Genomic DNA, 24,791 nt, shown 5'->3' with positions numbered 1-24,791 from the left:
TGTCAAATCACTCGCTCGGATTTCTATGTGTGATATTAAAAGGAGAGTGGGCATGTGATTTCGTCTATCAATAAAATTACGAAAATTCTAAATTGTTTTACGAATGAAGAACCGGCTCTGGGTAATCTTGAAATTGCACGGAAATTAGAGATGAATCCTAGTACGACGCATCATCTCATCCGTACACTTTGCCAGGAAGGGATTCTCATTCAAGATAGTCGGAAAAAGTATCGCCTCGGATGGAAGTTATTAGAGTGGAGTAACCACGTCATGTATCAACAGGATATTTATAACGAAGCGATTCCGATCGTGGAAAATCTGATACGGAAATACCAGGGCACAGTTCATATCGGGATGTTCGATGCTGGCGAGGTTCGGTTCGTGCTGAAAGTTGCTGCCAAAGATTCTATGTCGGTACCTACCTATGTTGGCGCAAAAAAGCCAGCCTATTGTACAAGCACGGGGAAGGTATTGCTTGCGTACAACCCTTCGTTCATCCAACCGACGATTTCGAAAGGTCTGCTGCAACGAGCTCCGAACACGATCACTTGTGTGGACAAGCTAATGCTTGAACTAAAGCAGATTCGGAAACAGGGCTACTCGATTTCGAATAACGAGAATGAACATGGGATGTATGCGGTTGCTGCTCCGATCCAAACGTATACAGGACAAACTGTCGCCGCGCTCAATATGGTCGGTCCGATCTCTTACATGCAGGGAAGCGAAAGCAGAACCATCATCCAAAGTGTGGTGCGGACAGCACAGTCAATCTCAAATGAATTAGGTTATATTAATGTTTTGTGATAACGCTTACATGAATTTCGCAAAATAAACATTTTAAAAATATGAGGAGGAATATCATGGCCATTAAATCTGGTACAAGCTTATTGAATGATAGAGTCGGAAATCTTATGAAAATCATTGAGGACAATAAAGACCTTTTGATGCCGCCGGTCAACAACAAAGTACTCTGGGAGGATTCAGAGTTCATTGCGATGCTGATCGGTGGACCAAACAAGCGACGTGATTTCCATGTTGATCCGTCGGATGAGTTCTTTTATCAAGTAAAAGGTAACTGTTATGTCGAATGTATCAACGATAAAGGCGAGCGTGAAGTTGTGACGGTCGGTGAAGGGGATATCTTCATGTTGCCGGCGATGGTGCCTCATTCCCCGCATCGGACTGCAAACTCTTACGGAATCGTCCTCGAACGGAAACGTGGCGAAGGTGAGCTTGAAGATTTTGTCTGGTTCTGTGATAAGTGCGACCATGAAATGCACCGCGTGACGGTCCAGTTGACGAATATTGAAACACAGGTGAAAGGTGCGATTGAACAGTTCAACAGCAGTCCTGAGTTGAGGAAGTGTGACAACTGTGGTCATATGATGCCTGAAGAAGCAGATGAGTGGAAATGAGGGTAGATTTCCATACACACATCATCCCGCATGACCTGCCTGATTTTACTGAAAAATATGGTCAGGAACGCTGGCCGATTCTTCAACAGACATGTGCATGCGGAGCGAACATCATGGTTGGTGGGAAAGTGTTCCGTGAAGTAACGGACCAGGTTTGGAGTGCTGAAAAGCGGATCCAGGACATGGATCGGGAGGGAGTCGACATCCAGGTGCTCTCCCCGATTCCGGTGACGTTTTCCTATTGGGCGCCGGTTGAAGCGGCGGTTGATATGGCACGTATCCAGAACGATTTCATTTCAGCAACGGTAAAAGAACGTCCAGATCGTTTTATCGGGATAGGAACGGTGCCAATGCAGGATTGTACCGCTGCTATTAAAGAAATGGAGCGTTGTATCACTGATTTGAATCTATACGGAATCGAAATCGGGACGAACGTGAATGGTGAAAATCTGGATGCACCGGAGTTCCTCGAATTCTTCCGTATGGCTGAGGAATGGAATGTCCCATTGTTCATCCATCCATGGGAGACACTCGCGAAAGACCGGACGCCTAGGCACAATTTTATGTACACGGTCGGAATGCCGAGTGAAACGGCGCTTGCGGCTGCTAGTCTTGTCTGGAGCGGTGTGATTGAGAAGTTCCCTGACTTGAAGATTTGTTTTGCGCATGGTGGAGGTTCGTTCCCTTATATCCTGCCGAGGTTGGATCAGGGATGGAATGTATGGCCGCACTTGCGTTTGACGACGAATCCGCCGAGCCACTATGTGAAAAACTTCTATTTCGATTCGTTGAACTATGATCCTTTGAATGTGAAGTATCTCATCGATCGTTTTGGCTATGAGAGAGTGATGATGGGCTCGGATTATCCGTTCCTGTTGAGGGAAATCCCGCCTGGAAAAGTGATTGAACAGACTGCCGATCTTTCAGAAGTACAGAAAGAAATGATTCTTGGAGAAAACGCATTACGATTTTTAAATGTAAAAGAAAAGGGGCGGACGAATGGAGCAGAAAGTGATAACACCAGAGGAGAAGCTGCAAAATCTGGGATTTCAACTTAAAGAAGTCCGGCCATCTGTAGGGAACTATGTAAGTCATGTCCGTGTGGGGAATCTCATTTTCACTGCAGGACAAGGCGTTGATGAATTCCATGGAAAGCTCGGAAGGAATCTGACGTTGGAGGAAGGCTATGCTGCTGCCCGGCAATCGATGTTGAATCTGCTCAGCGTCCTCAAATATGAGCTGGGTGATCTGAGCAGAGTGACACGCATCATAAAACTGTTAGGGTTCGTAAATTGCACGGAGGATTTCACCGATCAGCCTAAAGTAATCAATGGGGCCTCTGATCTACTCGTCGAAGTGTTCGGAGACCGTGGGATTCATGCACGCTCTGCGCTGGGCATGGCTCAGCTTCCGAATAATACGGCGGTCGAAATCGAGATGATTGTTGAAGTAGAGTAGAAGTTCAAAAAAGTGCGGAAAACATTGCAGTCGAATTTCTTCGTTGTGTTGCCCCTCGGGTCCTCACGTATTATGACATACGATCTGGTCCTAGTGGCGGCCGCGCCTAGAACTTTCGACGCATAGGACGTGCTAGTACTGGTGTTATCACAGGACTTGACGTTTTTAACCAGTGACGGCCCTGTTTCTCGTCCTTTTTGAACATTTGTGTTAGGAAGTTTGAATGGTGGCCGTCGCGTCACCATTTCCTTTTAAAAGTGGTGGATCGGTCTGAACCTGCCGGAATATAGCTGAAACCCGCCGGATTCCGCTTTAGAACAGCCGAAAAAACGCTCAGCATTACAAAGAATGACATACGATAGGAGGTTGAGGAAGTGCAAGTAAAAGATAAAATCCTGCAAAAAATCCAACCGATCAACTGCCGTCATTTTATCGACGGTCAATATGTGGATTCTATCAATCTGAAAACCTTTGACAATATCAATCCTGCAACAGAAGAAGTGATGGGGCAGGTGGCTGAAGGTGGAAAGGAAGAGGTCGATCTCGCTGTTGCTGCTGCGAAAAAAGCGGTGAAAGGTCCATGGAAAGACCTATCTACCAGAGAGCGATCCAGCATCCTGCGCAAGATCGGCGACCTGATTCTTGATAGAGTCGAAGAATTGGCAGCCCTCGAATCGATGGACACCGGAAAGCCGTATCAAATGGCGCTTGAAATCGACATTCCTCGAGCAGCGTATAATTTCCACTTTTTCGCGGATTACCTGACGTCTATGGGAACGGAGGCTTACCAACAGGACCAGGCTGCTCTCCATTATTCAATCCGGAGACCAGTTGGGGTCGTCGGCATGATCAATCCTTGGAATCTACCATTGCTGTTGTTGACGTGGAAGCTGGCACCTTGTCTTGCGGCAGGGAATACGGCGGTCATGAAACCAGCGGAATGGACACCGATGACAGCAACAGTCCTAGCAGAAATCTGTAAGGAAGCAGGCGTACCGGACGGCGTCATCAATCTTGTTCACGGATTTGGACCAGAGTCAGCTGGTTCTGCGATTACGGAGCACCCCGATGTCGATGCGGTCACGTTCACCGGTGAAACAAAGACGGGGTCTGCGATCATGAAAGCGGCGGCACCGACTTTGAAAAAATTATCGTATGAGCTCGGTGGGAAAAACCCGAACATCATTTTCGCGGATTCTGACCTTGATGAAGTGATCGAAACGACGCTGAAATCGAGCTTTATGAACCAGGGGGAAGTCTGTCTTTGCGGCTCACGGATCTATGTAGAGCGTCCGGCGTACGACGAATTCCTCGAAAAATTCGTCGCTGAAACAGGCAAGCTTCAAGTCGGCGATCCGTTTGAAGAAGGAACGAAGGTTGGTGCTGTCATCAGTAAGGAGCACTACACCCGTGTCAATGGTTATATCGAGCTTGCGAAAGAAGAAGGCGGGCAGATCCTGACAGGAGGAACCCGGCCAGAAGGCGTCGACAAAGGGTTTTATATTTTACCGACGATCATATCAGGTCTCGGTCCTCATGCTCGGTGCGTGAAAGAAGAGATTTTCGGACCAGTCGTTACCGTTTTGCCTTTTGATTCGGAAGAGGAGGTCATTGAGCAGGCGAATGATACACACTATGGATTGGGAACGACGATCTGGACGAATGATCTGCGTCGGGCCCACCGTGTCGCGCATCAGATCGAGGCTGGGATCATCTGGGTGAATACGTGGTATCTGCGCGATCTGCGTACACCGTTCGGCGGCATGAAACAGAGTGGAATCGGCCGTGAAGGCGGCATGCACAGCTTTGATTTTTATAGTGAACTATCCAACATAACAATCAAACTATGATTTGAAAAACCAGGAGGCATATTTGATGACAGAGAGAGTGAAGGAGCTATCCGAGCATTTAGTGACGGCAGTACAAAATCGCAAAGGGGTTCAACCGCTCACTGAGGTTTACCCTGATTTGAGTATAGATGAAGCCTATCAAGTCCAGCTTTCCACGATTAAACGAAAAACCGACTCCGGGCAAAGGATTGTCGGGAAAAAGATTGGTTTGACGTCAAAAGCGATGCAGGATCTTCTTGGGGTTGGTGAACCGGATTACGGTCATCTGCTTGATGATATGGTGATCGATAATGGCGACGAAATTCCAGCTGACAAAGTTCTTCAGCCGAAAGTGGAAGCGGAAATCGCCTTTGTTTTAAGAAAGGATCTTCACGGTCCGAATGTTACAGCTGATGATGTGTATGAAGCGACGGCTTATGTCGTGCCGGCACTTGAGATCGTCGACAGCCGTGTCGCGGATTGGAAGATCAAACTTCCAGATACGATTGCCGATAATGCGTCATCCGGCCTGTATGTATTAGGCGAAAATAAGGTGCCGATCCGTGCTGTTGATCTGCCCGCTATAAAAATGGATCTTTACAAAAATGAGGAGCCTGTCAATTCGGGAATGGGTGCGGCAGCTCTTGAAAATCCGGCAAATTGCGTCGCCTGGCTTGCGAACAAGTTGTCAGATTACGGGGTTTCGCTCAAAGCCGGGGAGGTCATTTTGTCAGGAGCTCTTTCAGCGGCAGTCGATGCAATGCCAGGAGATACATTCCGGGCGACATTCGACGCATTGGGTGAAGTGACGGTCCGGTTCAACGGTTGAAGCAAGAGTGATCTAATGAAAGGAAGTGATGAGATGTCCAAGATAAAAGTAGGAATCATCGGTTCGGGGAACATCGGTACGGATCTTATGTTGAAGCTTCGCCGGTCAAATGCGCTTGAAATGACGACGATGATCGGAATCGATGCGAATTCAGACGGGATGAGAATGGCACGGGAGTTCGGCTATGAAGTCATCGATGACGGCATCGATGGGTTCATGGAAAAGCCGGAGCTTGCGGATATCCTTTTCGATGCGACTTCCGCTAGGGCTCACCACCGTCATTCGGAACTTTTAAAATCAGCCGGTAAGCAGGTTCTCGACTTGACGCCCGCGGCTATAGGACCATTCGTCGTACCACCGGTGAATCTAGGTGCTCATCTTGATGAACCTGATGTGAACATGATCACGTGTGGCGGCCAGGCTACGATTCCGGTCGTCCACGCCGTCAACAAAGTGGCTGATGTGGAGTATGCCGAAATTGTCGCGACGATCGCCAGTAAAAGTGCAGGACCTGGAACGAGAGCGAATATCGATGAATTTACGTATACGACTGCGAAAGGGATCGAGGAAATCGGTGGCGCGGACAAAGGAAAAGCGATCATCATTCTAAACCCTGCTGAACCGCCAATTCTAATGCGGAACACGGTCTATTGTCTCGTTAAGGAAAGCGAGTGTGATCAAGAGAAAATCACATCCTCGATCATGGAGATGGTTAAAACCGTACAAGTGTATGTTCCTGGTTATAGGGTCCGGACAGAGCCGATTTTTGACGGCAATCAAGTGACGGTTTTCCTAGAGGTGGAAGGAGCGGGTGATTATCTTCCAAACTACTCTGGCAACCTCGATATCATGACGGCATCTGCGGTCAAGGTAGCGGAAGAGTTGGCGAAGAATCGGCTCGTCCAGAATGCATAGGAAAGGAGAAGTGCGATGACAAAACGGGATGTAACGATAGTGGAAGTGGCTTTGAGGGATGGAAGTCATGCGATCGGCCATCAGTTTACGGTCGATCAAGTGACAGCAGTCGCGAGAAAGCTTGACGAGGCGAATGTTCCGTATATCGAGGTTTCACATGGGGATGGCATTGGCGGTTCCTCGCTGCAATACGGCCGATCCGCAACGAATGAGATGGAGTTGATCGAAGCGGCTGTCTCTGTTTGCAAACAGGCGAAAATCGGGGTTCTTCTTTTACCGGGGATCGGAACCGTCACTGAACTGAAAGAAGCGGCGAACTTAGGTGCGCGAATGGTACGGGTTGCGACACATGTGACCGAAGCGGATGTATCACGCCAGCATATCAAGCTTGCAAAAGAGCTCGGGTTGGAGACGGTAGGGTTTTTGATGATGGCGCATATGGTTCCGGTCGAAAAACTCGTAGAGCAAGCGCAACTGATGGAAAGCTATGGTGCGGATACGGTGTATGTCGTCGATTCAGCAGGGGCGTTGCTTCCACACCAGGTTAAGGAGCGGATCCGTGCGTTGAAGGACCGATTATCGATCAACATCGGGTTCCATGGGCACAACAACCTTTCCTTAGCAATGGCGAATTCGATCGTCGCTCTTGAAGAAGGCGCGACCTGGGTCGACGGCAGCGTCCGTTGTCTAGGGGCAGGCGCTGGAAACACGCAGACGGAGGTGCTTGTCTCCGTGCTCGATCGACTTGGAATTGGAACCGGAATCGATCTTTATAAAATGATGGACCTGGCAGAAGATACAGTGGCTCCGATTTTACCACAGCCACAGGAAATTACGAAAGGTAGCCTAGTGCTAGGCTATGCAGGTGTCTATTCGAGTTTCCTTTTACATGCGAATCGGGCTGCAGAAAAGTTCGCGATTGATGCGCGTGACATTCTCGTCGAACTCGGGGCTCGCCGTGTTGTTGGCGGACAAGAGGATATGATCATTGATGTAGCGAGTGAACTGGCAGAAAAACGAGCACCTGTCGGATAAGGAGGAGATTTAAATGGAAGTGAAACAAGTAGATTTGAAACACCTGGCTAAAAAAATCGAGTCCCATCAGACGACCGGTCAGGATATGGATAAAGTGACGATCGACAATCCGTCTCTGACTGTAGAAGAGGCGTATGAAATCCAGAAAATGTGCATCGATTATAAGGAAGAGCGCGGGGATCGGATGGTCGGCTGGAAAATGGGGCTAACGAGCAAGGCGAAGCAGGTTTCAGTCGGTGTGGATGAACCGATTTATGGCCGATTGACGCAATCGATGGAGTTATCCGATCCGGTGCTGCCTCTTGAAAACTTGATCCACCCGCGTGTTGAACCGGAAATCGCGTTCGTTTTGAAAAAAGAATTAAGTGGCGAAAACGTCACACCGAGAGATGTATGGATGGCGACGGAATGTATCTTCCCGGCGATCGAAGTGATCGACAGCCGTTATAAGAACTTTTCGTTCACACTTGTTGATGTGATTGCGGATAACGCATCGTCGACGAAGTTCATTCTTGGTGACCAGGCTTTTTCACCGTATCACACAGCCTGGGATGAAATGGGGGTCGCGATGTTCCGGAATGGCGAATTGCTCCACTCAGGAACGGGTGCAGCGGTACTCGGGCATCCAGTGAGGTCTGTCGCGATGCTAGCGAAAATGCTTAGCCGCGAGGGCCAGACGATCAAACCTGGTCAGGTCATCCTTGTCGGAGGTTTTACAGAAGCGGTGGATGTCAGTGATGGAGACCATATCGAAGTACGCTACGATCAGCTTGGGTCGTTGAATCTGCGTGTTGAAGGATGAGCTGGAGGAGGAACGGTAATTGCCGATTGCACAAATACACATCATTGAAGGGCGCACCAAGGAACAGAAACGTTCACTGATAAAAGAAGTGACAGAAGCGATCCACCGCAGCACCGGGACCGATCATGACCGAATCCGGGTTCTCCTTTACGAAATTCCGGATGAAAACTGGGCTGCCGGCGGTATATCGAAAGCGGATGAAAAGCTCAAAAAAAAAATGACTGCTCCTTAGATATATATAAGTTGTGTTCAAAACGGCTTTTGAATATTTCTTCGAAATTCACTCCCTTTCCGCGGGCAAACGAAAAGTGGAAGCGACCCGATTAGTTACGCAGGTCACTGGAAAACGGACGAGGAGGCTGTCGCCGCCGCAGGAAGTTTGAAGTGATCCAAGTGACTGGTCGCTGAGCTAGACATCACTTCTCTGCATTAACCCACTTTCGTAAGCCTCCTCACGAACTTGCACAGTTCGTTGCGGGGTCTCACCTGGCTCGCTGTTCCCGCAGGAGTGTCGTGAATTTCGCGTAAAATCAACAAAGCAGATTAACAAAGCCTAATTTTTAAAAATGGAGGGGTATCAATGAGGAAGTTTATGAAAGGTATCTCGTTTTTTGCAATGGCGGTATTGTTGATTTTCACAGCTGCTTGTAATAAGGGAAGTGACGGGACAGCAAATTCGGCTAGCGGCGAATTGGATGAAACGTATCAGTTCAAGCTGGCACATATCACACCGCCAAGTCACATGTGGCACAAAGCTGCTGAAAAGTTCGCCGAAGAATTGGACAAGCGCTCTGATGGGCGGATGCAACTTGAAATCTATCCATCCAGTCAGTTAGGGACGGAAGCGGATATGGTCGAACAAATCTCTGCAGGGTCGGTTGATTTCGGATTCATAACAGCTGCTTATATGAGTTCGCGTTCTCCATCCTTCGCAGCATGGTTCACACCTTATGCTTTCGAAGATCTGCACGAAGCGAATGATGCACGTGAAAGTGAGGTCGCGAAGAAAATCCTCGGGACGTTAGATGAGCAAGGAATGGTTGGACTGGATTATTTCTTTGCGGGGCAACGCGTTATGTTATTCAAGGATAAAAAAGTAGAAAAGCCTGAGGACATGAAGGGTCTCAAGCTTCGAGTGACACCAAGTCCTCCTATGCAGGATTTCTATACATCAACTGGAGCTTCAACCGAAGGTCTTCCTCTTCCTGAAGTCTATTCTGCTGCGCAAACGGGTGTCATCGATGGAATGGACATGGACCTCGATGCAACAATCACGAACAAATACTATGAAGTCGTCGACTATGGTCTCGTATCGAATCACATGGTCTGGCCTGCGGTTGCTATCGTAAACAAGAAGACGTTCGAAGGAATGCCAGAAGCGGACCAGAAAATCATCCGCGAAGCGATTGCTGCAGCTGCAGAATATTCTGCGATGACAAGAGCGGATCAGGAAGAAGAGTTCAAACAGACCCTTAAGGATGAAGGCATGGATATCTATGAAATCGATCCGGCGCTCTTTGATCCGTATAAACAACAATTTGATGAAAAGTACGGAAAACAAGACCCTCTCATTCAAGAATTCATCGACACCTTCCGTGACTGATTAATCTAAAGGGGGTTTCACACATGAAAGCTTTGAGCAATGGCATCTCGACGATTGAAAAATATATATCCATTGTTCTGATGTTTTCGATGGCAGTGATCGTCACGCTGGCTGTCGCATTCAGATATTTATTCAACTCACCATTATCATGGGCTGGTGAAGTCTCTATCTTTTTATTGATCTGGGTAAGTTTCATTGGCGGCAGTCTGGGGCTGAAGTATCGGTCCCAGGCCGCAGTTTCGATTGTGCTTGAGTATTTGCCTCCTAAGGTAAAAAGAGTAGTCTTCGTGATTGGGCACGTGTTCATGCTCATCTTTTTAGGGCTCATTCTTTTTTACAGTTATCAATGGATTCTTTCACCGAGTGTCGCGTTTCAAAAATCAACGTCGCTTTTACTGCCGATGTGGATCCCTTATTTGGCTGTACCCCTAGGACTGACGTTCGCGGCCATCCATCTGATTGCTAACATGATTGAGGCGATAAGAGAGGATGTTGCGCAATGACGATTCTAGTTATCCTGATGTTTTTCCTGTTTCTTTTCATGGGGATCCCGATTTCACTGGTCCTCGGTATGACAACGATCCTGTACTTTTTCACGGTTGGGAACACGATGCTTCTGGAATCCACACCGATGCGGCTCTTTTCCGGGCTCGATAATTTCGGTTTGCTGGCGATCCCGTTGTTCATGCTCGCAGGTGAGCTGATGAACGGCGGTGGGATTACCTCACGTCTTGTGCGGTTTGCAAAAGTACTGTTCGGACATGTGAGAGGAGGCCTTGCTTACGTAACGGTCGTCGCGAACATGTTTTTGGCGTCAATACTCGGTTCTGCGAACGCCCAGGCTGCAATGATGAGCAAGGTCATGGTTCCGGAAATGGAGCGAGAGGGTTATAAGAAGGAGTTTTCTTCTGCATTAACCTTGGCGTCTTCAATCGTAGCGCCGATCATTCCGCCGAGTATGATCTTCATCATCTACGGTACCTTATCGGGGACATCGATCGGTGGATTGTTCATGGCCGGCATCATTCCAGGAATTCTATATGGAATTGGGTTCATCTCACTGATTGCGTTCCTTGGCTTTAAATACAATTTTCCAAAGCACGAAAGAGCGTCCGGTGCAGATATTTTAAAGAATACATTGAACGTTCTGCCTGCATTGCTCGTTCCGTTCATCATCATTTTCGGGATATTGAGCGGGGCGTTCACGGCAACTGAATCTGCTGCGGTCGCTTGCTTGATTGCCTACCTTGTCGGGGCATTTTTCTACAAGGAGCTGAAGGTGAAAAAGCTACCGAAAATTCTTTTGAACACGGTGATCAGTACTGCGACAGTTACGTTCTTGATCGCGATGGCGAACATCTTCGGATGGATGATCGCATTCGAGCAGATCCCGCAGCTGTTATTGAATTCGATGCTCTCATTGTCTGACAGTCCGATCGTGTTCCTGCTCCTCGTCAATCTTTTCCTGTTATTGTTGGGGGCAGTTCTGGATGGAATTGCAGCATTGATCATCCTGGTGCCGGTGTTCATGCCGCTCTTGACCGCTTTTCAAATCGATCCGATCCATTTCGGGGTAATCATCTGTATCAACCTGACGATCGGCTTGTTGACACCGCCGGTAGGCACTGGGCTATTCATCGTATCCTCAATTGCTGAAGTGAAATTCGAGCGATTAGTAAGATCGACTATGCCGTTCCTCGTGATGGGGATCCTGATTTTGTTCGTGATTACCTTTTGGGAAGACGCGGTGTTGTGGATTCCGAATCTGTTCAACTTATAAGAACTGATGGAAAAACTCATTTTCGAATGAGTTTTTCCTTTTGGTTCTTTTAATCTAGACTTTGTTAAAGAATAATGTTGATTTTTTTCGAAATTCACTCCCTTTCCGCGGACAAACGAAAAGCGGAAACGACCCGTTTAGTCACGCAGGTTACTGGAAAACTGACGAAGAGGCTCGAACCAAACAAAGACTTGGTTCTGCGTGGGCTAACTCATAAAGGATGTCAATCAATGTGTTGCCGCCGCAGGAAGTTTGAAGTGATCCAAGTGACTGGTCGCTGAGCTAGACACCACTTCCCAGCCTTAACCCACTTCCGCAAGCCTCCTCGCTCATAGGACGTGGTGGTTGTTAGTCGAAGATCCTTAGTTCGCTGCGGGGTCTCACCTGGCTCGCTGTTCCCGCAGGAGTGTCGTGAATTTCGTTTAAAATCAACAACGAAGATTAACAAAGCCTTTATTTAAAAAGTCGTAAAAAAAATAACCCATGCAAACTTCCCCATGAAGGGTTTGGAGGTATCGATAGCGAAATAGGTAAAGGATGATTCTTAAAGGGGGCGGTTTTTATGATGATGATTAAAAATGAACGTTTATATAGTAGGAGTAGTGCAGGATTTTAATTAAAAAGGAGTGCTGTGATTGAAGCAAGCTTTGCTGGTAATTGATGCTCAACAAGAACTGATTGATGGAAATGAAAAAGAGGCTTGTGTTTTTAAAAAGGAAGAATTGTTGGCGAATATCAATATCGTGATAAACAAAGCAATAGAATCCGATTCATTGATCGTTTTTGTGAGAGACCTTGATGTCGCTGAAGGTAAAGGGACTGGATTCCAAATTCATGATAAAATCAATGTTCCATCTGATGCGGAAGTCTTTGATAAGGCTGCAACCAATGCGTTTCATGGAACACCATTACTGAGTTATTTAAAGGAAAAGGAAGTTGGACACCTCGTCATGATGGGGTGTAAAACAGAACACTGTATCGACACAGCCGTACGAATGGCGACTGTCAACGATTTTGATGTGACATTGGTACGAGATGGGCATTCAACGACTGACTCAGAAAACTTATCCGCGGAACAAATCATCGACCATCATAACAGGATCCTAGATGGCCATTACAATGTAGAAAATTTTTCTGATGTGAGGAATACGGAGGAAAATCTGTTTCAACCGAATCATAACAATTATCGATGAACGAAATAAAATAATTTGCGAGAAGGCTGCCGAGTTGGCAGTCTTTTTACATGAGTTAGGAAAACTATTAGGAACGTTAAAAATAAAATAAAGCTGATCCTTTGGGACCAGCTTTTATCATGATACCGATTCTTTATGCCTGCGTTGGAGCAGGTCTTTGGTAAACTTTCCTAGCAGGACAATCATATAGAGTCCTAATACGGAAATTCCAGCGATATCGAGATTGAACAGTTCGAACAGGATGCTGACGAGCGTTGTGATGTAGAGGAGCCCGAAGTATTTCTTGATCTGATCGTTCGAGTAAAACGAAGTCAGTTTTGCTCCGACCTGGCTTCCGAATAATGCTCCAGCAACCAATATTAATCCGAGTATATAGTCGATTTCAATTGTGACCGCATAAGAGATGAACCCTGCGGTGACGATCATCAAGACGCTGACGAGACTTGTGCCAACGGCTTTCCTTGATTCGAATTTCATGATGGAGATCATAAGCGGTACCATGACAAATCCACCGCCTACTCCTAAGGTTGCTGACATCAATCCGCCGATAAAACCAATGATCAAAGTCATGAAGAGACCAGGTTTCTCTATTTTGACCGCTTTTGCCTTGTTTGTCTTCTTCAAAAGTGAATATGCAAAATAACCGATGATCACTGCGTATAGGATCGGGATGACTGTTACGTCGTATCCGTTCTTGTCCAGCCAGAGTACGAAAGGCTTGGCGAATTGGGTCGCAGCGACACCGCTTATTCCAAGCAATAGAGCTGTCTTCCAAACCACATTGTTCATTTTGAAATGCGCCCAGACGCCTGAGATTGAAGAACCGATCGCGTATAAGAGACTGGTTGTGATCGCGACAACCGGGGCATAACCGATAAGCATCAGGACAGGGGTCAAGATGAATCCGCCGCCGATTCCAAAATAACCTGACAAGATGCCGATCGTAAAACCAAGAATGATATATAGTAATTCCATAACTTCTCCTTCTTAAAAAGCAATTTCCACTCTGTCTATGTTACAGTATACCACTTAAGAGTTCCAACTCATTTGAGGAATATGAAAATAATGGACATACAGGACGTTATTTATGTCAAAAAGTGGGGTTTCTATAAATTAGTGGACAGGAGAGCCGTTATCTGTGACAAATTCTGCTGTTTTCAAGTGAATTCCGGTAAATAACGTCTCTGGTGTCCGTAAAGATGTAAAAACAGTGTTTTTCACCTTAATAAGGTCTCTCATGTCCGTAAATTTATTTCAACAATGAAAAAACGGCACTAGGCCGTTTTTCTGTTCAGGATTGACTTTGCTGCATATAGATTTCTTCGTATGGTTGGACGACAACGAACCCGCTGCCTTCGAACCTCATCTGGATTGACTCACCACTTCCTCTTCCGAAGAAGGTTTTCAAAGATACATCAGTCTGGAAGTCTGGCGAGAGCGAGCCTGACCAGGCGACGGTCGCATTCGGATCTGTGAACACCGGACGGCCCGGCGTTACCTGAATTGTCAACGGTTCATAGTGGGAAGTGATAGCAATCATCCCGGTTCCCTGACAATGTACGTTGAATAGTCCGCCAGCCATCATCCCAGTGATTCGCCTCATCAATTTGATGTCCCAGTCAATTGACGGTTCGAATGCGAGCAGGTCGTTCCCGTTCACATAGATCGAATCGTTCTGTAGCTGGAGGATCGTGATTTTCTTACCTTGATCTGCAAGGTAGAGCTTCCCTGATCCATTTGCTTTCATAAGGGCTGCCCCTTCACCGGTCAATGCTTTTTTGAACATTTTACCGATGCCGTGTTCGAGGATCCCTTCACGGACAAATTTGATGTTCCCGTGGTAGGTAACCATCGCCCCCATCTTCGCCCAGACGTTTCCGTCCAAGTTGATTTCAAGGATCCGCGGCGTTTCAAGCTCGAATAGCCCTTCGCCTTTATCTTCCTGGGAAGTTTGTCTGACAAACTCTTCAATTGAATATTTCGACATTCCTATCACCTGCATTTTTCATAGTCTATCAGTTCAATTCGCCGTCCCGGTCCCAAGTTCCTTTTAATCTGCTTCCTCTAAAATATTGATTTTTCCAGCCGTTCCCTGGGCAGGGTACGATTCAGCGATTGCGCCTTTTGGCCAGACCTCGACCTTTTGCCCAATTTTATAAGTATCGACAGAATCAACCTTGAACCAGTAAGCACCGCTGCTCGGGTACTCATGGATATTTTTCGGGTCGAAGCCCTCGAGTTCTTCTTTTTCAATTCCTTCTAAAACAAGAATGCGTTCATTTTCTTTATCAACAATATATCCAGTGATCGATTGCTCCCATAGATCTTCTTCAGGCATGGCGCCGTTCCCGGATTGACCAGGGATACTGCTGGCATTGCCCGGCAGGTTCGGGATGATGACAAGATATGCAAAAAGAAACATGCAAACAATCGATATAGCTCCATAGAACCATCTTTTCATCGTATTTACCTCCAAAACATCAAAACAAGAATTCAAGTTTCCTTAAATGTATAGACGGGAAAAGCATGTCTACTGTTTCATTATTTATGAGAATACATGAGAAAAAATTACCAGGAACAAAAAAGGCGAATGTAAGTTCGTTTTTCTTGTTATTTTTTCCTAATCCTGTGCTATAATGTTTGATAGTGAGATTTAAGAAACGGAGGGGTTCGTCGCATGAGTGAGAAGCAGTTCGAATTAGTGTCGAAATACCAACCTGAAGGGGATCAGCCCAACGCGGTCAAGCAACTGGTCGAAGGCATCCACGCTGGTAAAAGACATCAGACTTTGCTCGGAGCTACAGGTACCGGGAAGACGTTTACGATGTCGAATGTCATCCAGCAGGTCAATAAACCCACGCTTGTAATTGCCCACAACAAGACGCTGGCTGGTCAGCTGTACAGTGAATTCAAGGAACTCTTTCCGAACAATGCGGTTGAGTATTTCGTCAGCTACTACGACTATTATCAACCTGAGGCGTACATACCTCAATCCGATACTTTCATAGAAAAAGATGCGAGCATCAATGATGAAATCGATAAGCTGCGCCACTCAGCGACATCAGCTCTTTTTGAACGGAATGATGTCATTATCGTTGCCAGTGTATCGTGCATCTATGGTTTGGGTAATCCTGAAGAATATCGTGAACTCGTTGTTTCGTTGCGAACAGATATGGAAAAGGATCGCGATCAATTGCTGCATGACCTTGTCGATATCCAATACGCGCGGAATGATGTGAACTTCACACGTGGTACGTTCCGTGTCCGCGGAGATGTCGTCGAGATTTTCCCGGCATCACGTGATGAACACTGTATCCGGGTGGAATTTTTCGGGGATGAGATCGATCGGATCACCGAGGTGGATGCGCTCACAGGTGAGATTCTTGGGGAACGCAGTCATGTTGCGATTTTCCCGGCTTCCCACTTCGTAACCCGTGAAGAGAAGATGAAGATCGCGATCGAACGGATCCAGGTTGAACTTGAAGAACGACTTAAAGAGCTGAGGGAACAAGACAAGCTTCTGGAAGCGCAGCGGATCGAACAGCGAACGCGCTATGATATCGAAATGATGCAGGAGATGGGTTTCTGTTCCGGGATCGAGAACTACTCGCGTCATCTGACATTGAGACCAGCGGGTTCGACGCCATATACGTTGATGGATTACTTCCCGAAGGACTTCCTGTTGATGGTCGATGAGTCGCATGTATCGCTTCCACAGGTCCGTGGCATGTATAACGGAGATCAGGCGAGGAAACAAGTCCTTGTCGAGCATGGTTTCCGTCTGCCGTCAGCGAAAGACAACCGGCCGCTCATGTTCGAGGAGTTCGAAAAGAAAGTAAGCCAGGCTGTCTATGTATCCGCGACACCTGGACCATATGAACTTGAGCACTCGCCAGAAATGGTCGAACAGATCATCCGTCCGACGGGTCTTCTTGATCCGACCATCGAAGTGAAACCGATCGAAGGTCAGATCGATGACTTGATGGATGAGATCCAGGAACGGGTGAAAAAGAAAGAGCGCGTCCTCGTCACGACATTGACGAAGAAGATGTCAGAAGACCTGACCGATTATTTACATGAAAACGGCGTGAAAGTCCGCTATCTGCACTCTGAGATCAAGACGCTTGAGCGGATCGAAATCATCCGGGATCTTCGAAGAGGTGTATTCGATGTTCTTGTCGGGATCAACCTCCTTCGTGAAGGAATTGATATCCCTGAGGTTTCGCTCGTTGCGATTTTGGATGCCGATAAGGAAGGGTTCTTGAGAGCGGAGCGTTCCTTGATCCAGACGATCGGACGTGCAGCACGTAATGCGAACGGGCATGTCATCATGTATGCTGATAAAATTACGAATTCGATGCGGATTGCGATTGATGAAACAGAACGTCGTCGTACGAAGCAGATTGCCTATAATGAAAAACACGGAATTACACCGCAGACGATCCAGAAGGCGATTCCAGACTTGATCCGTGCTACTGTCGCATCTGAGGATGAACCGTCAGCAGGACAAGCGAAAGCTCTTCAGAAGATGGATAAGAAGGAACGCGAGAAAGTGATCGAGCGGATGGAAAAAGAAATGAAGCAAGCTGCAAAAGATCTCGATTTCGAGCGTGCAGCAGAGCTTCGTGACATGGTACTAGAGCTTAAAGCGGAAGGATGACTCCAATGGCAAATGAACATATAACGATAAAAGGAGCGAGGGAGCATAACCTGAAAGGGATTGATGTTACCATCCCACGAAATAAGCTGGTCGTGATGACTGGCTTATCCGGCTCAGGTAAATCCTCCTTAGCTTTCGATACGATTTATGCAGAAGGTCAGCGCCGTTACGTAGAGTCACTTTCTGCGTATGCGCGCCAATTTTTAGGACAAATGGACAAGCCGGACGTCGATTCAATCGAGGGGCTCTCACCAGCGATTTCAATCGATCAGAAGACGACGAGTAAAAACCCGCGTTCCACGGTGGGAACTGTGACTGAAATCTATGACTACTTGCGTCTTTTGTTTGCGCGGATTGGGGTGCCAATCTGTCCAAATCATGACGTGCCGATCACATCACAAACAATCCAGCAGATGGTCGACCGGATCATCGAATATCCAGAACGGACGAAGCTGCAAATCCTTGCTCCAGTTGTATCAGGGCGTAAAGGGGAGCACGTGAAGGTCCTTGAAGATATCAAAAAGGAAGGATACGTTCGTGTCCGGGTGGATGGTGAGATCACCGACGTAAGTGAAGAGATTAAACTTGAAAAGAACAAGAAGCATTCGATTGAAATCGTCGTTGACCGGATCGTCGTAAAAGACGGTGTGGAAACACGTCTGGCAGATTCACTTGAAACCGCATTGAACATCGCGGATGGTAAGGTGATCGTCGATGTCACCGGTGAGGAAGAGCTGTTGTTCAGTCAGCATCATGCGTGTCCATACTGTGGTTTTTCAATTGGTGAATTAGAACCCCGGCTGTTCTCGTTCAACAGTCCTTTTGGTGCTTGTTCCTCATGTGATGGTCTGGGGACGAAGCTTGAAGTCGATCTTGATCTGATCATTCCAGATTGGGATCGTACATTGCGGGACAACGCCATTGCACCTTGGGAACCCCAGAACTCCCAGTACTACCCGCAGCTTTTAAAGAGTGTATGTGATTATTATGGAATCGATATGGATGTGCCGGTTAAAAAACTAAACAAGACACAACTGGACAAAGTCTTGTATGGAAGCGGCAGGGATAAAATCTACTTTCGCTATGAAAATGATTTCGGCCAGGTGAGAGAAAACAAGATTCTCTTCGAAGGTGTCGTGAACAACATCAAGCGACGTTATCATGAAACAAGTTCCGATTATATTCGGGAACAGATGGAAGGCTATATGGCGCAAAAGCATTGCCCAAGCTGTGGCGGCCACCGGTTGAAGCCGGAAGCACGGGCGGTCCAGATCCGGGATCACCACATTGGGAACATTACTGATATGTCAGTAAAGGATGCGGATAAGTTTTTCCGTGAACTTGATCTGACGAAAAAAGAAGCACAGATCGGGCGTTTGATATTACGCGAAATCAATGATCGGTTAGGGTTCCTCGTCAATGTCGGACTCGATTACCTGACACTCAGTCGTTCTGCCGGCACCTTATCAGGTGGGGAAGCACAGCGGATTCGTCTCGCAACTCAGGTTGGTTCACGTTTGACGGGTGTCCTTTATATCCTGGATGAACCGTCGATCGGGTTACATCAACGTGATAACGACAGGTTGATCAATACGCTTGAAGAGATGCGCGCTCTCGGGAATACGTTGATTGTCGTCGAGCATGATGAGGATACGATGCTTGCAGCCGATTACATCATCGATATCGGACCTGGCGCAGGGGCGCATGGCGGAAAGATCATCGCTCAAGGCTCGCCACAAGAAATCATGGATGATGATAGTTCGTTGACGGGTAATTATTTGTCCGGTAAAAAATTCATCCCACTTCCAAAGAAAAGAAGGAAGTCGAACGGAAGGAAGCTGACGATCAAAGAGGCTACTGAAAACAACTTGAAAAAAGTGAACGTCGATATTCCTCTCGGTGTATTTACTGGTGTGACAGGTGTGTCTGGATCCGGTAAAAGTACGCTGATCAATGAGATCCTTTATAAATCACTTGCACAGAAGCTCCACCGTGCAAAAGAGAAACCGGGTGAACACAAGAAGATTGATGGGCTCGATCATATCGATAAAGTCATCGATATCGACCAGTCGCCGATCGGACGTACGCCACGATCGAACCCGGCAACGTATATCGGGGTCTTTGATGACATCCGGGACGTTTTCGCTCAGACGAATGAAGCGAAGGTGAGAGGGTACAAGAAAGGGCGGTTCTCCTTCAACGTCAAAGGTGGTCGCTGTGAAGCATGCCGCGGCGACGGAATCATCAAAATCGAAATGCATTTCCTTCCAGATGTGTATGTACCTTGTGAGGTGTGCCACGGGAAGCGTTATAACCGTGAAACCCTCGAGGTGAAATACAAAGGGAAGAACATTGCTGACATCCTTGACATGACGGTTGAGGAAGCGGTCGAATTTTTCGCGAATATCCCTAAGATCAAACGGAAGGTGCAGACGATGATGGACGTCGGTCTCGGCTACATCAAACTTGGCCAGTCCTCGACGACGATTTCTGGAGGGGAAGCGCAGCGTGTGAAGCTGGCATCCCAGCTGCATAAGCGTTCAACAGGGAAGACACTTTATATTCTAGATGAGCCGACGACAGGACTTCATGTCCATGACATTTCGCGGTTGTTAACTGTGCTCCAACGTCTCGTCGATAACGGGGATTCAGTTCTTGTCATCGAGCATAATCTTGATGTTATCAAGGCGGTCGACCATATCATCGACCTCGGACCTGAAGGCGGGGATAAAGGTGGTATGATAGTCGGAACAGGAACACCTGAGGAAATTGCGGAAAACGAGGCTTCCTATACGGGTAAATACTTGGCGCCGATTTTGAAGCGTGACCGGAAACGGATGGAATCGAAAATCAAGAAAACTGAAACCTTAGCAAAATAGAACGCGTAAAGTCTTCTAAGATGGTTCATCTTAGGAGGCTTTTTCTTTTTTGTGTCGAATCAATAGAGTGCTGCATGAGACCTGGGCGGGTCACATACATATAATAAGTGCTCGAAAAATTTCATAGTCTTGATTGAATGGAGGAGAACGGGGTTGTCTTCATCGGGTAAGTTGATCAAATCATTAAGCTACATGAGTGTGTTTTTCGCACCTTTTATCGTACCAGCAGTCATTTTTCTACTCATTGACGATCGGGATGTCAGGCAGCATGCACGTCTTGCCTACATTTCTCATTTAATTCCTGTCCTCGCCCTGGCAATCTTATCAATCTTATTTTTCGAATCAGGGCAGATCGTAAACTATTTCACGGTCATCAGCATGATCATATTCGGGGGTGCTGCAGTGACCGCTGCTATATGGAACATCATGAAGGGTATACATGTATTACAGGAGAAATAGTTTTCCTGATTAAAAGCGCCTGAAGAACAATCGCGTAGCCTGAATTATTTTTAAAAATCTGAAGGGGGATTTTTAGAATGGAAGAGCGGAAGATGATTTTGAAAATGCTTGATGAGGGAAAAATTTCATCGGCAGAAGCGGTTGAGCTTTTAAAAGCAGTTGGAGAAAACGACATTTCCGAAGAAAAGCAGCCTGTCAGAACAGCGACAGTCAATTATTCGGGGCAAAAGCAGCAAACGAATGAACAGAAAGACGGAAGCACAAATAAGCAGCACAAAACCCATACGTATGAGAAAAAGTCAGAACAATCGACGATCAGTAAGTTTTCGAGCTTGATCGACCGGGTAGTGACGAAATTGAAGGATACTGATTTTGATTTCAACTTCGGTCAGGCAGTGGAAATCGATCATGTTTTTCAGGAAAACGATGTTGATTTCAACCGTCTGAAGGTCCATGTGACAAACGGGGGCATACAGTTACATCCGTGGGAGGAGCAGAGTGTCCGCGTCGAGTGTCATGTTTCAGTGTACCGGACCCAGTCGACCGAAGAAGCGAAAGCGTACTTTTTGAAAAATGCACATTTTGCGACGGAATCGGGAGAACTTCAATTCCTTGTCGATGAAAACCGCCTGAAAGTGCAAGCACACATGTATGTGCCTACGAAAATGTACGAGGAAATCCAGCTTCGCACAGCGAACGGAGCCATTACCCTCGATGAATTGAAGACGAACCGGATGATCGTCCGTACATCGAACGGAGCAGTAACGTTGAACCGTGTAGATGGCGGTTCATTGAATGCCTCGACTTCCAATGGGAAAATCAGATTGGAACAGAGTAATTGGAAAAAGCTTGACCTTGAAACATTGAACGGGGCGATCCGTTTAAATGGTAAATACGAAGATGTCGAGGCGGAAACCTTGAATGGCTCGATCACCTTCACGTTAGATGACGCTATGCCTGGAAAAGCTTCTTTTAAAACGGTCGCTGGGAAAATTGAAATCCTTGTGCCTAACAGTTTGCGGGTGGACGGAAACATGAAAGCTACGATTGGCAGCCTGAATTGTTTTCTTGATAAAGTTGATATTAAGAAAGAGACAAAAGATGTGGTGCTTAAGCGGATGGAATTCATCGCCAATGAAGATGCACCGACGACCTATGAAATTGAGGCGGTGGCGAAGACCGGTTCGATTTCAATTGCGAAGAGGTAAGGAGGTAGTGTTTTGAGAGGATGGATTGTTTCTTTAATTGTCAATACGATCGTGCTGATGGTCGTCTCCGGATTTTTCAGTGAATCCTTCTATTTGTCTGGAATCGGAGCAGCGATCATCGCGAGTATTTTGTTAGCAATCATGAATGTAATCGTCAAACCGATTTTGGTGATTTTGACTTTGCCTGTCACGATTTTAAGTCTTGGACTGTTCTTGTTCGTGATCAACGCGATCACCCTGATGCTCACACAAGCGTTGATGGGGGATACCTTCATGATTTCCGGATTCGGCATGGCGCTGGTCGCAGCGATCATCATCTCCGTTTTGAATCTGTTGATCAACAACCTGATCGTCAAACCGTTGAAAGATCGATAAATTTTGAAGGGCTGACCTGGAGAAAGATGAAAATCCAGGTCAGTTCTTTTTTTCGTGGGTTTCCGGTCCAGCTCTGGATTGGGAGGTAATCCGGCGGGTTCACGAAGGAATCCGGCCAAATCGAACCGGAATCTGCCAAAATCTCTCTTAATCCGGCCACTCGGTACTTTTTTACTACTCTAAACTGTAGGGCTGATCGTCATCCTGCGGTTGCAGAATTGGTCACCTTCGCTCATGTAAGCGATTACCTGCCAATTCTTCTACAATCCAGTAACAGTAGGAGGTTTCCCCACAATTTTTGAGCGTTTGGATGGATTCTTTTAAGGGCGGAATGTCGTAAAATTGAATGAGTTACGCTTTAGAAATCGCCCTCGAACCTATATCGGTGCAACACAATTTTTATCGGAGCAAACTTCAAATTTATCGGTGCAAAACCCAAATATATCGTTGATTCACCCAAAATCCACTCATAATTTACAACCTATTTTTGGAAAACTAGGTGTAGAGTCGGCATGATTTGAAAAAGAATGCTAAAATATAGTGTGGTAGAAAAGCTAGAAAGTGGGAGTGACTTTCAAGATGGCGAACATACATATAAAAGATCTGATCGATGAGTTCCAGCTGGAACTTGTCCATGGCGAGAGCGGCATCCATCGGACGATTAGGACAAGTGATATTTCTCGTCCTGGCCTTGAAATGGCGGGCTATTTTGCGTATTATCCGGCTGAGCGCCTGCAACTGTTGGGCAAGACAGAGCTTTCGTTCGTCAACGGACTGGATGACCGGATCCGCAGGGAACGTCTTCGCAAGCTTTGCAGGGACGAGACTCCAGGCATCATCATCTCGAGAGGTTGGGACGTGCCTCCGGAATTAGGTGAGGCTGCGGAAGAAAAAGGCATTCCGATTTTACGGTCACAATTGACGACGACACGTCTCAGCAGCCGGTTGACGAATTTTTTAGAAAGTAAATTGGCACCGACGACAGCGGTACATGGTGTGCTCGTTGATATTTACGGAATCGGAGTCCTAATTACAGGTTCTAGTGGCGTCGGGAAAAGTGAAAGTGCACTCGAGCTTGTAAAAAGGGGGCACAGATTGGTCGCCGATGATTCGGTGGAAATCCGTCAGGAAGACGAAAAGACGCTTGTCGGGAGTTCACCAGAGCTCATCCAGCATCTGTTGGAAATCCGTGGACTCGGGATCATCAATGTTATGACCCTGTTTGGTGCAGGTGCGATCCGTAATTTTAAAAAGATCGCGTTGGTGATCAACCTCGAAACCTGGGATCAGAAAAAAACCTATGACAGGCTCGGTCTCGATGAAGAAACGATGAAAATCATCGATGTCGAACTGCCGAGGTTGACGGTACCGGTCCGTCCTGGACGAAACCTTGCTGTCATTATCGAGGTCGCTGCTATGAACTTCCGTCTGAAGAGGATGGGGGTCAATGCGGCACAACAGTTTTCGGAGAAGCTGAACAATGTCATCGATACACCAGATTACGATGACTTTTAGGAGGTAAGAGGAAATGGTTGCAAACATCCAGCCATTGGACCGGGTCGCACTTGAAATCGGTCCATTGACCATCTACTGGTATGGCATTATCATAGGGTTTGGAGCTCTGCTCGGACTTTATATCGCGGTCCGAGAGTCAAAGCGCTTAGGCATCAATTCGGAAACGTTCGTCGATCTCGTCATGATCGCCGTTCCGGTAGCCATCATTAGTGCACGGATCTATTATGTTACGTTCGAATGGCATTACTATAAAGACCACGTGGGTGAGATCATCAAGATCTGGGAAGGCGGTATCGCGATCCATGGTGCGCTGATCGGATCGTTTTTGACAGCTTACGTGTTTTCAAAAGTGAAAGATTTATCCTTCTGGAAGCTTACAGATATTGCAGCGCCAAGTATCATCCTCGGGCAAGCGATCGGCCGCTGGGGCAACTTCATGAATCAAGAAGCCCATGGCGGTGAGGTGACGCGTGAATTTTTAGAAGGGTTATATCTTCCGGATTGGATCATCAATCAGATGTACATAGAAGGGGCGTACTATCATCCTACGTTCCTATATGAATCGATTTGGAATCTCATCGGATTCGTACTGTTGATCGGTTTGCGGCGTGTCAACTTACGGCGCGGCGAGCTGTTCTTAACCTATGTCATCTATTATTCAATCGGCCGTTTTTTTGTCGAGGGACTACGGACGGACAGCTTGATGCTGACCGACTCATTGCGAATCGCCCAGGTGATTTCGATTGTCCTGATCGTCATCAGTATCGGTATCATCATCTATCGCAGGAAAACTGGGTTAGCAGATAAACGGTATAACGAATTGTAGCAGCTAGAGA

At 46.9% G+C, this 24,791-nt stretch carries 24 protein-coding genes; 21 read left to right on the top strand and 3 right to left on the bottom strand.

Translation table 11 applies throughout. The features are described 5' to 3' along the window. Positions 1–54 precede the first annotated feature (54 nt). The 14 genes from KOL94_RS13410 to KOL94_RS13345 all read left to right on the top strand — a co-directional run bounded on the left by KOL94_RS13410 (position 55) and on the right by KOL94_RS13345 (position 12,859). Positions 55–804 (top strand): IclR family transcriptional regulator, encoded by a 750-nt coding sequence (locus KOL94_RS13410; RefSeq protein WP_221566905.1) that lies wholly within the window; start codon positions 55–57, stop codon positions 802–804. A 56-nt stretch (positions 805–860) separates the two neighbouring features. Then, the gene (locus KOL94_RS13405; protein ID WP_221566904.1) at positions 861–1,415 is read left to right on the top strand and encodes a 3-hydroxyanthranilate 3,4-dioxygenase; all 555 of its coding nucleotides are present in this window, start codon (positions 861–863) and stop codon (positions 1,413–1,415) included. Next, on the top strand, positions 1,412–2,473 hold the full coding sequence (locus KOL94_RS13400) for an amidohydrolase family protein (protein ID WP_221566902.1): 1,062 nt from the start codon (positions 1,412–1,414) through the stop codon (positions 2,471–2,473). The genes KOL94_RS13405 and KOL94_RS13400 overlap by 4 nt, the downstream gene beginning before the upstream one ends. Next, a complete protein-coding gene (locus tag KOL94_RS13395; protein WP_221566901.1) occupies positions 2,415–2,873 on the top strand; it encodes a RidA family protein in 459 nt (152 codons plus the stop codon). Before KOL94_RS13400 ends, KOL94_RS13395 begins: the two co-directional genes overlap by 59 nt. Positions 2,874–3,247: 374 nt before the next feature. Continuing rightward, positions 3,248–4,723: an aldehyde dehydrogenase gene (locus tag KOL94_RS13390; RefSeq protein ID WP_221566900.1), complete on the top strand. Its 1,476-nt coding sequence runs from the start codon at positions 3,248–3,250 to the stop codon at positions 4,721–4,723. A 25-nt stretch (positions 4,724–4,748) separates the two neighbouring features. Then, on the top strand, positions 4,749–5,531 hold the full coding sequence (locus KOL94_RS13385; RefSeq protein WP_221566899.1) for a 2-keto-4-pentenoate hydratase: 783 nt from the start codon (positions 4,749–4,751) through the stop codon (positions 5,529–5,531). 33 nt (positions 5,532–5,564) lie between these two features. Then, positions 5,565–6,446: an acetaldehyde dehydrogenase (acetylating) gene (locus tag KOL94_RS13380; RefSeq protein WP_221566898.1), complete on the top strand. Its 882-nt coding sequence runs from the start codon at positions 5,565–5,567 to the stop codon at positions 6,444–6,446. Positions 6,447–6,461: 15 nt separating this feature from the next. After that, the gene (gene dmpG / locus KOL94_RS13375) at positions 6,462–7,481 is read left to right on the top strand and encodes a 4-hydroxy-2-oxovalerate aldolase (protein WP_221566897.1); all 1,020 of its coding nucleotides are present in this window, start codon (positions 6,462–6,464) and stop codon (positions 7,479–7,481) included. 13 nt (positions 7,482–7,494) lie between these two features. Then, the gene (locus KOL94_RS13370) at positions 7,495–8,283 is read left to right on the top strand and encodes a 2-keto-4-pentenoate hydratase (RefSeq protein ID WP_221566896.1); all 789 of its coding nucleotides are present in this window, start codon (positions 7,495–7,497) and stop codon (positions 8,281–8,283) included. A gap of 19 nt (positions 8,284–8,302) precedes the next feature. Further along, complete coding sequence (locus KOL94_RS13365) at positions 8,303–8,515, top strand: 2-hydroxymuconate tautomerase (RefSeq protein WP_221566895.1); 213 nt, start codon at positions 8,303–8,305, stop codon at positions 8,513–8,515. A 348-nt stretch (positions 8,516–8,863) separates the two neighbouring features. After that, positions 8,864–9,886, top strand: a complete 1,023-nt coding sequence (locus KOL94_RS13360; protein WP_221566894.1) for a TRAP transporter substrate-binding protein — start codon at positions 8,864–8,866, stop codon at positions 9,884–9,886. Positions 9,887–9,909: 23 nt separating this feature from the next. Beyond that, positions 9,910–10,389: a TRAP transporter small permease gene (locus KOL94_RS13355; RefSeq protein ID WP_221566893.1), complete on the top strand. Its 480-nt coding sequence runs from the start codon at positions 9,910–9,912 to the stop codon at positions 10,387–10,389. Continuing rightward, positions 10,386–11,666 (top strand): TRAP transporter large permease, encoded by a 1,281-nt coding sequence (locus tag KOL94_RS13350; RefSeq protein ID WP_221566892.1) that lies wholly within the window; start codon positions 10,386–10,388, stop codon positions 11,664–11,666. Before KOL94_RS13355 ends, KOL94_RS13350 begins: the two co-directional genes overlap by 4 nt. Before the next feature lie 635 nt (positions 11,667–12,301). Further along, the gene (locus KOL94_RS13345; protein WP_221566891.1) at positions 12,302–12,859 is read left to right on the top strand and encodes a cysteine hydrolase family protein; all 558 of its coding nucleotides are present in this window, start codon (positions 12,302–12,304) and stop codon (positions 12,857–12,859) included. A gap of 117 nt (positions 12,860–12,976) precedes the next feature. On the opposite strand, the gene KOL94_RS13340 is transcribed toward KOL94_RS13345, so the two are convergent. The 3 genes from KOL94_RS13340 to KOL94_RS13330 all read right to left on the bottom strand — a co-directional run bounded on the left by KOL94_RS13340 (position 12,977) and on the right by KOL94_RS13330 (position 15,320). Then, the gene (locus KOL94_RS13340) at positions 12,977–13,834 is read right to left on the bottom strand and encodes a sulfite exporter TauE/SafE family protein (protein ID WP_221566890.1); all 858 of its coding nucleotides are present in this window, start codon (positions 13,832–13,834) and stop codon (positions 12,977–12,979) included. Between the two features lie 316 nt (positions 13,835–14,150). Further along, positions 14,151–14,846 carry an AIM24 family protein gene (locus KOL94_RS13335; protein WP_221566889.1) on the bottom strand — a complete coding sequence of 232 codons (696 nt, stop codon included), beginning with the start codon at positions 14,844–14,846 and terminating at the stop codon, positions 14,151–14,153. A gap of 63 nt (positions 14,847–14,909) precedes the next feature. Next, positions 14,910–15,320 (bottom strand): YobA family protein, encoded by a 411-nt coding sequence (locus KOL94_RS13330; protein ID WP_221566888.1) that lies wholly within the window; start codon positions 15,318–15,320, stop codon positions 14,910–14,912. Positions 15,321–15,536: 216 nt separating this feature from the next. Here KOL94_RS13330 and uvrB point away from each other — a divergent pair, with 216 nt between their 5' ends. The 7 genes from uvrB to lgt all read left to right on the top strand — a co-directional run bounded on the left by uvrB (position 15,537) and on the right by lgt (position 24,781). Then, a complete protein-coding gene (uvrB, locus tag KOL94_RS13325) occupies positions 15,537–17,519 on the top strand; it encodes an excinuclease ABC subunit UvrB (protein WP_221566887.1) in 1,983 nt (660 codons plus the stop codon). Between the two features lie 5 nt (positions 17,520–17,524). Next, entirely contained in the window at positions 17,525–20,398 is a 2,874-nt protein-coding gene (gene uvrA / locus KOL94_RS13320) for an excinuclease ABC subunit UvrA (RefSeq protein ID WP_221566886.1), read from the top strand. A gap of 153 nt (positions 20,399–20,551) precedes the next feature. Further along, positions 20,552–20,857, top strand: coding sequence for a hypothetical protein (locus KOL94_RS13315; RefSeq protein ID WP_221566885.1), 306 nt, complete (start codon positions 20,552–20,554; stop codon positions 20,855–20,857). Positions 20,858–20,934: 77 nt separating this feature from the next. Beyond that, positions 20,935–22,065, top strand: a complete 1,131-nt coding sequence (locus KOL94_RS13310; protein WP_221566884.1) for a DUF4097 family beta strand repeat-containing protein — start codon at positions 20,935–20,937, stop codon at positions 22,063–22,065. Positions 22,066–22,077: 12 nt separating this feature from the next. Continuing rightward, positions 22,078–22,440 carry a phage holin family protein gene (locus KOL94_RS13305; protein ID WP_221566883.1) on the top strand — a complete coding sequence of 121 codons (363 nt, stop codon included), beginning with the start codon at positions 22,078–22,080 and terminating at the stop codon, positions 22,438–22,440. A gap of 579 nt (positions 22,441–23,019) precedes the next feature. After that, positions 23,020–23,955 carry an HPr(Ser) kinase/phosphatase gene (hprK, locus tag KOL94_RS13300; protein WP_221566882.1) on the top strand — a complete coding sequence of 312 codons (936 nt, stop codon included), beginning with the start codon at positions 23,020–23,022 and terminating at the stop codon, positions 23,953–23,955. Positions 23,956–23,968: 13 nt separating this feature from the next. Next, complete coding sequence (gene lgt / locus KOL94_RS13295; protein WP_221566881.1) at positions 23,969–24,781, top strand: prolipoprotein diacylglyceryl transferase; 813 nt, start codon at positions 23,969–23,971, stop codon at positions 24,779–24,781. Positions 24,782–24,791: the final 10 nt, after the last annotated feature.

The organism is Alkalihalobacillus sp. TS-13 (genome assembly GCF_019720915.1).
Lineage (GTDB): Bacteria > Bacillota > Bacilli > Bacillales > Fictibacillaceae > Pseudalkalibacillus.
The sequence above is the reverse complement of the archived record's forward strand: the minus strand, read 5'-3'. Positions and strand labels throughout refer to the sequence as shown.

Coding starts and splice junctions, on each gene's coding strand:
- KOL94_RS13405 (WP_221566904.1), top strand. CDS start 861: ATGGCCATTAAATCTGGTACAAGCTTATTGAATGATAGAGTCGGAAAT.
- KOL94_RS13400 (WP_221566902.1), top strand. CDS start 1,412: ATGAGGGTAGATTTCCATACACACATCATCCCGCATGACCTGCCTGAT.
- KOL94_RS13395 (WP_221566901.1), top strand. CDS start 2,415: ATGGAGCAGAAAGTGATAACACCAGAGGAGAAGCTGCAAAATCTGGGA.
- KOL94_RS13385 (WP_221566899.1), top strand. CDS start 4,749: ATGACAGAGAGAGTGAAGGAGCTATCCGAGCATTTAGTGACGGCAGTA.
- KOL94_RS13380 (WP_221566898.1), top strand. CDS start 5,565: ATGTCCAAGATAAAAGTAGGAATCATCGGTTCGGGGAACATCGGTACG.
- dmpG (WP_221566897.1), top strand. CDS start 6,462: ATGACAAAACGGGATGTAACGATAGTGGAAGTGGCTTTGAGGGATGGA.
- KOL94_RS13370 (WP_221566896.1), top strand. CDS start 7,495: ATGGAAGTGAAACAAGTAGATTTGAAACACCTGGCTAAAAAAATCGAG.
- KOL94_RS13360 (WP_221566894.1), top strand. CDS start 8,864: ATGAGGAAGTTTATGAAAGGTATCTCGTTTTTTGCAATGGCGGTATTG.
- KOL94_RS13355 (WP_221566893.1), top strand. CDS start 9,910: ATGAAAGCTTTGAGCAATGGCATCTCGACGATTGAAAAATATATATCC.
- KOL94_RS13350 (WP_221566892.1), top strand. CDS start 10,386: ATGACGATTCTAGTTATCCTGATGTTTTTCCTGTTTCTTTTCATGGGG.
- KOL94_RS13340 (WP_221566890.1), bottom strand. CDS start 13,834: ATGGAATTACTATATATCATTCTTGGTTTTACGATCGGCATCTTGTCA.
- KOL94_RS13335 (WP_221566889.1), bottom strand. CDS start 14,846: ATGTCGAAATATTCAATTGAAGAGTTTGTCAGACAAACTTCCCAGGAA.
- KOL94_RS13330 (WP_221566888.1), bottom strand. CDS start 15,320: ATGAAAAGATGGTTCTATGGAGCTATATCGATTGTTTGCATGTTTCTT.
- uvrB (WP_221566887.1), top strand. CDS start 15,537: ATGAGTGAGAAGCAGTTCGAATTAGTGTCGAAATACCAACCTGAAGGG.
- uvrA (WP_221566886.1), top strand. CDS start 17,525: ATGGCAAATGAACATATAACGATAAAAGGAGCGAGGGAGCATAACCTG.
- KOL94_RS13310 (WP_221566884.1), top strand. CDS start 20,935: ATGGAAGAGCGGAAGATGATTTTGAAAATGCTTGATGAGGGAAAAATT.
- hprK (WP_221566882.1), top strand. CDS start 23,020: ATGGCGAACATACATATAAAAGATCTGATCGATGAGTTCCAGCTGGAA.
- lgt (WP_221566881.1), top strand. CDS start 23,969: ATGGTTGCAAACATCCAGCCATTGGACCGGGTCGCACTTGAAATCGGT.